This window comes from Sphingomonas sp. BT-65 (assembly GCF_026107375.2).
In the GTDB taxonomy this organism is placed as follows: domain Bacteria; phylum Pseudomonadota; class Alphaproteobacteria; order Sphingomonadales; family Sphingomonadaceae; genus Sphingomonas.
In genome coordinates this window covers 1,730,903-1,743,275 of the sequence record NZ_JAPCIA010000001.1, presented here as the reverse complement: position 1 = coordinate 1,743,275, position 12,373 = coordinate 1,730,903, and the positions used below count along the sequence as shown (strand labels likewise).

At 67.2% G+C, this 12,373-nt stretch carries 9 protein-coding genes; 3 read left to right on the top strand and 6 right to left on the bottom strand.

Annotated elements, in window-relative coordinates:
- Positions 1-95: 95 nt before the first annotated feature.
- Together OK349_RS08315 and OK349_RS08310 are read left to right on the top strand one after the other, a co-directional pair.
- Positions 96-2,117, top strand: coding sequence for a tetratricopeptide repeat-containing sulfotransferase family protein (locus OK349_RS08315; RefSeq protein WP_265117349.1), 2,022 nt, complete (start codon positions 96-98; stop codon positions 2,115-2,117).
- 59 nt (positions 2,118-2,176) lie between these two features.
- Positions 2,177-2,419 (top strand): hypothetical protein, encoded by a 243-nt coding sequence (locus tag OK349_RS08310; protein WP_265117348.1) that lies wholly within the window; start codon positions 2,177-2,179, stop codon positions 2,417-2,419.
- A gap of 6 nt (positions 2,420-2,425) precedes the next feature.
- On the opposite strand, the gene OK349_RS08305 is transcribed toward OK349_RS08310, so the two are convergent.
- Genes OK349_RS08305 through clpB form a run of 5 tightly spaced genes read right to left on the bottom strand, consistent with a single transcriptional unit; the run spans position 2,426 to position 8,026 of the window.
- The gene (locus OK349_RS08305; RefSeq protein WP_265117347.1) at positions 2,426-3,049 is read right to left on the bottom strand and encodes an aspartyl/asparaginyl beta-hydroxylase domain-containing protein; all 624 of its coding nucleotides are present in this window, start codon (positions 3,047-3,049) and stop codon (positions 2,426-2,428) included.
- 12 nt (positions 3,050-3,061) lie between these two features.
- Positions 3,062-3,685, bottom strand: coding sequence for a sulfotransferase family protein (locus OK349_RS08300; protein ID WP_265117346.1), 624 nt, complete (start codon positions 3,683-3,685; stop codon positions 3,062-3,064).
- A gap of 10 nt (positions 3,686-3,695) precedes the next feature.
- Complete coding sequence (locus OK349_RS08295; RefSeq protein WP_265117345.1) at positions 3,696-4,634, bottom strand: aspartyl/asparaginyl beta-hydroxylase domain-containing protein; 939 nt, start codon at positions 4,632-4,634, stop codon at positions 3,696-3,698.
- Between the two features lie 30 nt (positions 4,635-4,664).
- The gene (locus tag OK349_RS08290) at positions 4,665-5,405 is read right to left on the bottom strand and encodes a 2OG-Fe(II) oxygenase (protein ID WP_265117344.1); all 741 of its coding nucleotides are present in this window, start codon (positions 5,403-5,405) and stop codon (positions 4,665-4,667) included.
- Between the two features lie 41 nt (positions 5,406-5,446).
- Complete coding sequence (clpB, locus tag OK349_RS08285) at positions 5,447-8,026, bottom strand: ATP-dependent chaperone ClpB (RefSeq protein ID WP_265117343.1); 2,580 nt, start codon at positions 8,024-8,026, stop codon at positions 5,447-5,449.
- Positions 8,027-8,291: 265 nt separating this feature from the next.
- On the opposite strand from clpB, the gene OK349_RS08280 reads away from it, so the two are divergent.
- Entirely contained in the window at positions 8,292-10,601 is a 2,310-nt protein-coding gene (locus OK349_RS08280) for a TonB-dependent receptor (RefSeq protein ID WP_265117342.1), read from the top strand.
- 21 nt (positions 10,602-10,622) lie between these two features.
- Here OK349_RS08280 and OK349_RS08275 read toward each other — a convergent pair whose 3' ends face one another.
- Entirely contained in the window at positions 10,623-12,266 is a 1,644-nt protein-coding gene (locus OK349_RS08275) for a M28 family metallopeptidase (protein ID WP_265117341.1), read from the bottom strand.
- Between the last annotated feature and the right edge of the window lie 107 nt (positions 12,267-12,373).

The window sequence follows — 12,373 nt, the reverse complement described above, 5'->3', positions numbered from 1 at the left end:
ACTGGTTTCCCGCCCTCTTTTTGTGTTTTTCTGTTCCGCATTTTCCGTGTCGTCAGACGATTTCATCTGACTGGAAAATGCTTTAGGCGGCAGCGATGAAGACGATTGCTGAGCAGATGAACGCTGCGATGGCGGCATTTACGCGCGGCGACTATCCGGCGGCGCGGGCGCTGGGCGAAGGGGCGTTGCGCGCGCAGCAGAACAACGCCGCGATCCTCCAGTTTCTGGGCGTGGCGAGCAGCCAGGCGGGGGATCTCAAGAGTGGCGCAGCCTATTTCCGCCGCGCGATCGCCAGCGGCGGCGATACCGCCGACAACCGGATCAACCTGGCCAAGACGCTGATGGCGCTAGGCCAGATCGACGAGGCCATGGCGCTCTGTGACGGCCCCGTGGCGGCGAACTCGCCCGACCTCCAGCGCATGAAAGCGGACATTCTGCGCACCCAGGGACGCGGTCCCGAGGCGCTGTGGCTCTACGAAGCGCTGACGGTCGAACGGCCCGATGATTTCGAAGCGTGGAACAATCTCGGCAATGCGCGCTTCGAGCTCGGCGACATGAATGGTGCGCTGAGCGCGCTTCAGCGCGCGCGCGAGTTGAATTCGCAGTCGTCCGAAGTTCACGTCAACATCGCCCGCGTGCTGGCCGCAGCGGAGCGGCACGAGGAAGCCTGCGTGACGATGGAGCGCGCGGCGCTGCTCGCGCCCAAGGATCCCGCGCCGCTGCTCGAGCTGGGGCGGATGCTCACCGCGATCGACCACCCGACGCGCGCGCTGATGGCGCTGGGCGCCGCCGCGAAGCTCGATTCACGCGATCCGCGCATCTTTACCGCAATGGGGTTGGCGTTCAGCGACCTGTCCGACCCGCAAAAGGCCGAGCAGGCGTTCCGCTTCGCGCTGCGCGCCGGCCCGGCGAGCGCGGCCAGCTATCTCGATCTCGGCATCCTGCTCGAGAAGGCCAACCGGGTCGAGGAACTCGATGCGCTGATCGCACAAGCCGAGCGCGCAGGCGCGACGGGACCCGAGCTCGACTATCTGCGGGCGCTGTCGGCCAACCGCCGGGGCGAGACCGAAAAGGCGCTCGAGCTGGTGCGGCTGACCCAGTCGCGCGCGATCCATCCCGCCGCCGTCGCGCAGTTCCGCGGGCAGCTCGCCGACCGGCTCGGGCTGATCGACGAGGCGTTCCTGGCCTTTCAGGAAATGAACCGCATCATGGGCGAAACGCCGTTGGCGGCAGGCGCCGACCGTGGCGCCTATCGCCGCGGCATCGATGGGCTCGCCGAGCAGACCAATGCAGAGTGGCTCGCGCGGTGGAAGCAGGGCCCGGAGCCGGGCGATCGTCCTTCGCCGGTGTTCCTGGTCGGCTTCCCGCGCTCGGGCACGACGCTGCTCGACACGCTGCTGATGGGCCACAGCGGCACGCATGTGCTGGAGGAAGTGCCGATCCTGGAGAAGATCGCCGAGGAGGTCGGCCCGTTCGAGCGCATCGCCGAGCTCGACGCCGCCGCGATTCGCGACTTGCGCGCGCTCTACTTCGCCGAGGTCGACAAGGCGTCGCCGCCGCCGACCCGCGACACGCTGATCATCGACAAGAACCCGCTGTCGATGATCCGGCTGCCGCTGATCCACCGCCTATTCCCGGACGCGAAGATCATCCTGGCGCTGCGCCACCCGTGCGACGTCGTGCTGAGCTGTTACATGCAGAATTTCAAGCCGACCGAGGCGATGTCGAGCTTCCTCGACCTCGACAATGCCAGCCGTACCTATGACCGCATCTTCGCCTATTGGGAGCAGTGCCGCGCACTGCTGCCGGTCGAGGTCCAGGAAATCCGCTACGAGGACATGGTCGCCGATGCCGAGGCCGCGCTGCGTCCGGTGATCGCCTTCCTCGGCCTCCCCTGGGAGGGCGAACTGCTCGACCATCAGCGCACCGCCACCGCGCGCGGCTATATCCGCACGCCGAGCTATGCGCAGGTGACCGAGAAGGTCTATCGCCGCGCCAGCGGGCGGTGGGAGCGCTATGCCGACAAGATGTGGTGGACGCTCCCGGTGCTCGAGCCGTGGGTGCGCCGCTTCGGCTACGAGCTGCCGGCCACCGCGGAGAGTGCCGGCACGGCGTGATTGAAGCGCGTTGCGTTTCAGGTATGATTGTGGCCGATATCACAACGAGGCCGTCGACGATGTCCCTCCTAATCGCCCTTGCCGTGCTGGCTGCCGCGCCGGCGCAGGCCGTTCAGCCCGCCACGTCCGCTTCGGATGCCGAAGAGGAAATGGTCTGCAAATATCAGTCGCGCACCGCCACCCGCTTCAAGAAGAAGATCTGCCACACCCGCGCGGTGTGGGAAGAGATGAGCGAGAATGCGAAGCGGCAGGCGCAGCAGGACTTCAACAAGCCGACGATCAGCATCGAAAAGGGCAACTGAGCCCGGTCAGGCCGCGCCCTGCGCCGCGGCGGTGACCGCCGCGAGCCATTCGGGCTCGGACTGGTCGAGATCGTAATATTCGAAGATCAGGTGGATGCGGTCGGTCGCGCCGGCGTTGGTGACGGCGTGCACGCCCATATTGTTGACCTCCACCGCTTCCCCGACGGGCAAATGATGGCCGACGCCGTCGACGAAGAAGGTCACCGCATCATTGGTCTCGAGCGGCACATGGATCTTGTGCGGCCATTTCGCCGCCGGATTGGCGTCGCGGTGCGGCTGGATCACGCCGCCGGGGCGCATGCGCGCGAGCATCACGCGCGGAAAGGCGCCGCGGGCATAGCCATAGGGCGCGGTTGCGGCGGCAAGCACCGGTTCCAGCAGCGGCCGCCATTCCGCCCAGAGCGGCCGGTCATAGCTCTCGCGCCAGTCGCGCAGGTTGGAGACGAAGCGGAAGACGATGTGGCGGGTGGAATCGAGCGCTTCGAACTTGTTGGGCTTGCCGGCATTCTCGGCATCCCACAGCGCCTCGGGAACCGCGGCGACCGCGGCGCGGAGCGCGCCGATCTCGACCGGGCCGAGGCGGCGGATGGACTGGGTCTTGCGCGGGTTGGGATACGGGTTGGGGTACATGGGCGGCCTCGCTCAGAACTCGTAGCCGAACAGCTCGAGGTCGCGGGCGTAGAGCCGGGCGACACCGTCCTTGAGCTGCTGGTCGTAATAGCTGCGGTAGTCGGCGTGCTTCGAGCTGTTGGCGCGGCCGAGCGGCGCCGACGGGATGCCGATCCGCTCGCCGATCGCATCATAGCCCGCCTGCATCTCCTCGACCCGGCCGAGCTGGTCGGCGAGCAGGGTGCCATCGGGCGCGCAGACGAAGCTGTGCTGCGGGCGGAAGACGATATGGTGGTGCGGCGGCGCCACGAACAGGAAGTGGCGCATCACGCCCTGGGGATCGTGGTCGAACGTCCCCTGCTGGCTGGTCGCGAAGGCGCAATAGGAGACGAAGCGCTCGAACGGATTGCGGACGAAGGCGAACTTGAAATAGCCGCCGAACATCTCTTCGCCCAGCACCGGGCGCAGCTCCGCCAGGCTGATATGGCCGTGGCCGAGCCGGGCGAGCTCGGGCCAGGGCAAGCGCTTCTCCACGAACAGGCGGACCTGCTCGAGATCGTCGGGGCCGAGATGCTCGCGCAGCGCCTGGCGGACCGAATGCGTGCCCGTCTTGGGAATCGCGGTGAAGACGAAGCGGTGGCGATGCGAGATGATCATGCGGTGAGCTTCAGGAAGCAAGGCGGACGGCGGTGCCGCCCGGTGCGGGATCGGGCGCGGCGACGTCGAGGATCAGCTCGCCGAGCGCGCGCGCCAGCGGCACCTGGTTCTGCAGCGGCAGGTTGCCGCCGCCGCTCGCCATCAGGTCCTGCCGCAAGGCCGCGATCAGGCGGCGATATTCGGGGAGGCCGGCAGGCGAGCCCTCATATTCCGACCAGGCCGAGCTCCACGCCGCGGCGAAGCGGTCGAGGCGGTTGAGCACGGCCTCCAGCCGGGGATTGGGCAGCACATAGTCGATGAGGAAGGCGATGTGGCAGCGCACTTCCCAGGGCGACATGATCTTGTGCATGTCGACGGTCTCGAACCGTAGCGGCCGCGGCGGGCGGGTCGGGGGCGGCGCGGTACCGTTGTTGGCTGCGTCAATCAGGTCCCATATTTCCTCGCCCTCGACCGTGTCGAGCACGAGGTGGACGCGCTTCTCGGTGCCGCCGTTGCGCACATTGTGCATCTGGAAGGAATCGAACACCCAGCATTCGCCCGGTGCCATGTGCACGCTTTGCTCACCGACGGTGAAGCGCACCTGCGGGTTGGTGATGATGGGCACATGGATGCGCGTATGCGTGCGCCAGTGATAGTTGACGTCGACATGCGGCGGCACCACCGCGCCGGGGCCGAGGCCCATCAGCCGGCTGCGGCCCCATACAGCGCCGATCTCGCCCATCACTTCCATGACATAGGGGCAGGCGTGCAGATGATCGGTCGCCGCCATCTGGCCGGTGAAGCCGTTGGTCATCTGGCCCTCGGGGGTCACCAGCAGCACCGCATCGTTGCCGGGATAGTTGCCGGGATGCGGCAGCCACGCGGTCGCGGGCAGCGCGCGCACTTCGGCGGCGAGCCGGTCGGCATCGAAGGCCTTGGGAAGCTTCAGCAGCGGCTGGTTGAGGCGCATGGCGCATTTTCCGCCATGCGGACGCGCGAATCAAGGGCGTGCGGTCGCCGCGTGCGAGCGCAGCCAGCCGGTCACCGACAGGCGCGGCTCCGGCACATAGGGCCAGACATGGCTGACACTGTGCACCGCCGGGACGGCGAACAGGCGCAGCGCGTTGAAGGCGGGGGCGAAGCCGTGATCGATATCGCGCTCGCCCCGGTGGAACAGCAGCAGCCCGCCCCATTCGGCGCGCCAGCCCGGCGTCAGGCCCAGCACATAGGCGGCGTGGCGCCCCTTGCCTTCGACATCGTCGTCGTGGCGGGTGAGGAAATGGCCGGGGCCGTAAGCGGTGGCCTGGGCGTCGGCAAACTCGACCGGCGCGCCGGTGACTCCGCGCAGCAGCTCGATCACTTGCGGCGAGGACAGGAAGGCCGCGAACCGTTCGAGCAGAGTCGCGCCGCGCACGCCGGGATCGTCCGCGACGCGGATGCTCTCGTAGCGATACTGGAAGTCGTGCAGCGCGGATTCGCCGATCTTGCGGTCGAGCGTGGCGCGCTGGTCGGCGGTGAGCGCCGCGGCGGCGGTGCGCGGCATCTCATAGACCTTCTCGCCGGCATTCATCACCAGCATCCAGTCCTTGCGGGCCACGAGGTGATCGCGCAGCGCGGCTGCTGCTGTCTCGGTCAGGAACGGTTCGATCGAGATGCGCCCGGTCGCGCGATAGGCGATCGTCAGCGCGGCGGCGTCGATGCCGGGATGCAGCGCGAAGTCGGGATCGGCAAGGGCAGCCATCGCGCGATGGCTGCCCGCTGCCGCTGCCCTTGTCAAACGGCTCAGGCTGGGGTCAGCACCAACTCGCCATCGCCTTCTCCGACCTTCACCGTGGCGCCATCCTTGACGTCGCCGCGCAGGATCGCGTCGGCGAGCGGGTCCTGGAGGTAGCGCTGCACCGCGCGCTTCAAAGGCCGCGCGCCATAGACCGGGTCGTAGCCCACGCGGCCGAGCCAGTCGCGCGCCTCGGGCGTGAGGTCGAGCTTGATCTTGCGATCAGCGAGCAGCTTGCCGAGCCGGGCGACCTGGATGTCGACGATCGGCGCCATCTCGCTGCGGCCGAGCCGGTGGAACAGCACGATCTCGTCGAGCCGGTTGAGGAACTCGGGCCGGAAATGCGCGCGGACGATTTCCATTACCTGCGGCTCGACGCTCGCCACGTCCTGCCCCTCATCGAGCTGGGTCAGGAACTGGCTGCCGAGGTTCGACGTCAGCACGATGATCGTGTTGGTGAAATCGACCGTGCGGCCTTGGCCATCGGTGAGGCGGCCGTCGTCGAGCACCTGGAGCAGGATGTTGAAGACGTCGCCATGCGCCTTCTCGACCTCATCGAACAGCACGACCTGATAGGGGCGGCGGCGCACGGCTTCGGTGAGCACGCCGCCTTCCTCATAACCGACATACCCGGGAGGCGCGCCGATCAGCCGGGCGACCGAGTGCTTCTCCATGAACTCGCTCATGTCGATGCGCACCATCGCGTGCGGATCGTCGAACAGGAATTCGGCGAGCGCCTTGGTCAGCTCGGTCTTGCCGACGCCGGTGGGCCCGAGGAACAGGAACGAGCCGAGCGGACGGTTCGGGTCCTGCAGCCCGGCGCGGCTGCGGCGCACCGCCGTCGACACCGCCTTCACCGCCGCCTGTTGACCGATCACGCGCTTGCCGAGCTGTTCCTCCATCGCGAGCAGCTTCTCGCGCTCGCCTTCGAGCATGCGGTCGACCGGGATGCCGGTCCAGCGGCTGACCACCGCGGCGATGTCATCGGCGGTGACTTCCTCGCGCAGCATCGCCGGGCCGGTCGAGGCCTGCGCTTCCTCCAGCTTCTTGGTCAGCTCGGGAAGGGTGCCGTAGTTGAGCTCTGCCATCTTGGCGAGGTCGCCGGCACGCTGCGCCTGTTCGAGCTCGAGCCGGGCATGCTCCAGTTGTTCCTTGAGCTTCGCCTCGCCCGCGATCTTGTCCTTCTCGGCCTGCCAGCGCTGGGTGAGCTCGGTGGACTGTTGCTCGAGATTGGCGAGCTCGGATTCGAGCGCCGCCAGCCGGTCCTTCGACGCCTGGTCGCTCTCCTTGCGCAATGCCTCGCGCTCGATCTGCAACTGCATGATGCGGCGGTCGAGGGTCTCGATCTCCTCGGGCTTGCTCTCCACCTCCATACGGATGCGCGAGGCGGCCTCGTCCATCAGGTCGATCGCCTTGTCGGGCAGGAAGCGGTCGGAAATGTAGCGGTTGCTGAGCGTCGCCGCGGAGACGATCGCGCCGTCGGTGATGCGCACGCCATGGTGCAGCTCGTATTTCTCCTTGAGCCCGCGCAGGATCGAGATCGTGTCCTCGACCGTCGGCTCGCCGACGAACACCGGCTGGAAGCGGCGCTGGAGCGCGGCGTCCTTCTCGACATATTTGCGATACTCGTCGAGCGTAGTCGCGCCGATGCAGTGCAGTTCGCCACGGGCGAGGGCCGGCTTGAGCAAATTGCCCGCGTCCATCGCGCCCTCGGATTTGCCCGCGCCGATCAGCGTGTGCATTTCGTCGATGAACAGGATGATATGGCCCTCGGCGGCCTTCACCTCGTCGAGCACGCCCTTGAGGCGTTCCTCGAACTCGCCGCGATATTTGGCGCCCGCGATCAGGCTGCCCATGTCGAGCGACATCAGCGCGCGGTCCTTGAGCGTGTCGGGCACGTCGCCATTGGCGATGCGCAGCGCCAGGCCCTCGGCGATCGCGGTCTTGCCGACGCCGGGGTCGCCGATCAGCACCGGGTTGTTCTTGGTGCGGCGGGCGAGGATCTGGATGGTGCGGCGGATTTCCTCGTCGCGGCCGATCACGGGATCGAGCTTGCCGTCCCTGGCGGCTTGCGTCAGGTCGCGGGCGAACTTCTTGAGCGCGTCGTAGCGGTCCTCGGCGCCCGCGGTGTCGGCGGTGCGGCCGCCGCGCAGCTGGTTGATCGCGGCATTGAGCGCATCGGCCTTGAGCCCCGCGGCGGCGAGCGCGCGGCCGGCATTGGTGTTCGAGGCGAGGGTGAGTGCGAGCAGCATGCGCTCGACCGTGACGAAGCTGTCGCCGGCCTTGTTGGCGATCTGCTCGGCGGAATCGAGCAGGCGGACGCTGTCATTGTCGAGGCCCGGCGCCTGCTGCGCGCCGCTGCCGGTGACGGCGGGCACGCGTGACAGCGCGAGATCGATCTCGCTCGTCGCACGCTTGGCGTCGCCGCCCGCGGCCTGGATCAGGCCAGCGGCCATGCCCTGCTCGTCCTCGAGCAGCGCCTTCAGGATATGTTCGGGGCTGATCCGCTGGTGGTTGAGCCGGATCGCGACGGTCTGCGCCGACTGGAGGAAGCCCTTGGCGCGGTCGGTGAATTTTTCGAGGTTCATGCGTGTCCCTGTTCAGCCTGTCCCGACAAATGGTGTTGCATTTTTGTCACGCAAGGGGCGATTTCTCGCAGCATCGCACCTTAGGGGCGGGGCGGCCGGAATAGCAAACGCCGGGTCTCCCACCGCGATCCGATGGATGTCGCAAGGTTGCAATGGGGACGACGCGAAACTGTCACCCGCCATACCCGATGCCGCAACGCATCCCGCCTAGCCGCACCGCAACATGGGCGCAGGGCCCATGCCGATCATTCGGGGAAAACAAACGATGCGTAACCTTGCATGGCTGCTGGCCGGCACTTCCATCCTCATGTCCGGCACCGCCTTCGCACGCGATGCGGCGCCCGCCGAGACGCCCGCGGCCGAGACGCCTGCGGACGACACCGGCGATCAGGGCGAGATCGTCGTGATCGGCCGGGGCGAGACGCGCCAGGTGCAGCAGCTCGGCTTCGAGGACATTGGCGTGCTTGCCGCGGGGACCAGTCCGCTCAAGGCGATCGAGAAGCTGCCGAGCGTCAACTTCCAATCGGCCGATCCGTTCGGCAATTATGAATGGGCGCAGCGCGTCGCGATCCGCGGCTTCAACCAGAACCAGCTTGGCTTCACGCTCGACGGCATTCCGCTGGGCGACGCCAGCTATGGCAACGTCAACGGCCTCCACATCAGCCGCGCCATCACCAGCGAGAATATCGGCGAAGTGCGCGTGTCGCAGGGCGCCGGATCGCTCGGGACTCAGGCGACCAATAATCTGGGTGGCACCCTGGAATTCTTCTCGCGCGATCCGTCGAGCGATTTCGGCCTGCGCGGCGAGGGCACCTATGGCAGCGAGAACACGGTGCGCCTGTTCGGCCGCATCGATACCGGCGATCTCGGCGGCGGGGTCGCGGGCTATGTCTCCTATGTTTATTCCGACATGGACAAGTGGAAGGGCTGGGGTTCGCAGCGCACCAACCAGGTCAACGCCAAGCTGGTCGCGCCGGTCGGCGATGTCCGCATCGCCGGCACGCTGAGCTACTCCGACCGCCGCGAGAACGATTACCAGGACCTGTCGCTCGGCATGATCGACCGGCTCGGCTATGATTGGGACAATATCTCGAACGACTATGCGCTGGCGGTGCGCATCGCCGATATCGCCAACAACCGCGGCGACACCGGCGCGCCGGTGAGCAATCCCGGGGCGGGCACCGTCTATCCGGCGCCGTTCGCCACCGTTGACGACGCCTATTTCGATGCCGCTGGCCTGCGCCGCGACTGGCTCGCCTCGTTCGGCATCGAGAGCGGCGAGGGCAGCGCGGTGCGCTTCAGCCTCAAGGGCTATTACCACAACAACCACGGCCAGGGCCTGTGGTACACGCCCTATGTGCCGAGCCCCGGCGCGGGTAATTCGCCGATCTCGATCCGCACCACCGAGTACGACATCGACCGCAAGGGCGTGTTCGGCAATATCGGCGGCCAGCTGGGCTTCAACGACGTCACCGTCGGCTTCTGGTACGAGCGCAACGATTTCCAGCAGGCGCGCCGCTTCTACGCGCTGAGCGGCCGGACCACGCCGGATCGCGATAGCCTGGACTTCCAGTCGGACCCGTTCGCGACGCAGTGGGACTATAATTACACCACCGACACGATCCAATATTATGTCCAGGACCGGCTGACCTTCGGCGATCTGACGGTCAATCTGGGCTGGAAGGGTTTCGACGTCCGCAACACCGCCGATCCGATCGTCGCGGGCAGCCTCGCTTCGGGCAAGATCAAGGTCACCGACTGGTTCCAGCCGAGCGCCGGGTTCAACTACCGGCTGGGCGCCGGCGCCGAGCTGTTCGGCGGCTTCACCCAGGTGACGCGCGCCTTCGTCTCCTCGGCGACCACGGGCCCGTTCGCGACGACCCAGGCGGGCTTCGACGCGCTGCTCTCCGGTTCGACCAAGCTCGAGCCCGAGCAGTCGGATACCTATGAGCTAGGCGGCCGCTTCCGCTCCGGGCCGTTCACCGGCTCGCTCGCGGGCTATTACGTCAACTTCCGCAACCGCCTGCTCGGCGTGACCACCGGCGCCGGCATCGTCGGCAACCCGGTGACGCTGCAGAATGTCGGCGACGTCCGCTCGGTCGGCTTCGAGGCGACGGGCGCGTTCAAGCTGCCGGCCGGTTTCGGGCTGTTCGCGTCGTACAGCTACAATGACTCGACCTATCGCGATAACGTGGTCAACGCGGCGGGCGCGCTGCTCGCGGCGACCAAGGGCAAGACGGTGGTCGATGCGCCGCGCCACCTGCTCAAGGGCGAGGCGACCTTCGAGCGCTCCGGCTTCTCGGCGCGGGTCGGCGCCAACTATATGAGCAAGCGCTACTTCACCTATACCAACGACCGGTCGGTCGACGGGCGCGTGGTGGTGGACGCGACGCTCGGCTACAAGTTCGACCTGGGCGGGCATGACCTGGAGATCCAGGGCAACGCGACCAACCTGTTCGACAAGAAATATGTGTCGACGATCGGCACCAACGGCTTCGGCAACTCGGGCGACAACCAGACGCTGATGGTCGGCGCGCCGCAGCAGTTCTTCGTGACGCTCAAGGCCGGGTTCTGACGCAGGGCCGGGCGCGCGGGACTACCGCGCGCCCGTGCCTGCGGGTCGCGGCGCTTTGGGCTGGCTAGGGGCGAAGGTGTCGCCGAAGAAGTCCTTGGCATACCAGCGCGGCGCCTCCGTGCCGTCGGCGATCTCGCGCGCGATCAGATAGTTGATCTTCGCGAACTTGGCGCCAGCCTGCCAGTTGAAGCCCTGGCTCAAATCATCGTGCGGGCGATGATAGGTCTTGGTCAGGAAGCCCATGAACTTCTCGCGCCCCTCGCCGGCAAAGCCGGTGGCGAGCATGATCGATGGGACGCCCTCGACCACGAAGCTGTAATGGTCGGAGCGGGTGAACACGCCCTGTTCGGGCATCGGATCGGGCGAGACCTTGATGCCGGCCCTGGCCACCGCGCGATCGGCGATCGGGCCGAGCGTCGAATGCTCGCCGCCGAACGCGATCACGTCGCTGAAGTCATAGGTCAGCACGGGCATGTCGAGATTGACCACCGCGGCGACCTTGCCGCCAGCGGGTGCGAGCGGGTGCTTGGCGAGATATTGCGAGCCGAGCAGCCCGTCCTCCTCGGCGGTCACCGCGGCGAACATCACGGTGCGCTTCGGGCGTTGCTTGCTCTCGGCAAAGGCACGCGCGACCTCCAGCATCGTCGCGATGCCTGCGGCATTGTCCATCGCGCCGTTGTAGATCTTGTCGCCCTCGAGCTTGGGATCGACGCCGTCATGGTCGAGATGCGCGGTGAGCATCACCACTTCCTTGGCCAGCGCCGGATCTGAGCCGGGGATCACGCCGACCACGTTCGGGCTGATCATCTTCTCGATCACGCTGTGTCGCTCGACCCGCACCGGCGCCTTGAGCGCGAAGCCGCGCGGCATCGCCCCCTTGCGCGCGGCAGCGGCGAGGACGCGCTTCCAGCTCATCGGCGCGCCGGCGAACAGCGCTTCGGCAGCGGGGCCATGGGCATAGGCGGTGGCGCGGATCTCGGGCGCGGAGGAGAAGGGCTTGCCGTCGGTGCCGACCCACACATAGCGTGAACTGGCGGACATGGCGGCGAGCCGCTTCCATGGCATCTGGCCGGTGAGCTTGGGCGTGGCGAGGGTGACGACGCCGATCGCGCCGCGCCGCGCCGCCATCTTCGCCTTTTCGGAGTTGAGATGCGCCGCGATCTCGCTCGATGTCCGCCCCTCGGGCGTGCCGTAGAGCAGCACGACGATCTTGCCGCGCACGTCGAGCCCCGAATAGTCGTCGAAACCGTGCGCGGGGGAATCGAGGCCGTAGCCGATGAACACCGTCGGCGCCTCGACCAGCTGGTCCGCCTCGCGCGGGAAGGCGGTCATCATCACGTCGCTGCCATTCACGAACGGCTTGCCGCCGATCGTCACGGTTGCAGGGGCGCCGTCCTTGAACTTGGCGCGGACGAACTCGATCGGCTGGTACCAGCCCTTGGTGCCGCCGGGCGTTAGGCCGAGCGCGTCGAAGCGGCTCGCGACATAGAGCGCGGCGATATCGTAGCCGCGCGTGCCCGCGTCGCGACCCTCGAGCAGGTCGTCGGCGAGGAACTCGACATGCGCGCGCACTTGTTCGGGCGAGAAGGCGGACTCGTCGGTGGTTTGCGCAGCAAGCGGAGAGGCAGCCGCGAGCAGCGCGGCGGTGAACAGGATATGGCGCATGAATTCCCCTATATTGTCGCCAGCGTAACCAAAGCGGAACCGCTTACAAGTCCGTTGCGCGGGAAGACGGCGCGGCTATGCTGTTTCCATCGAAACAAGTTTCCGGA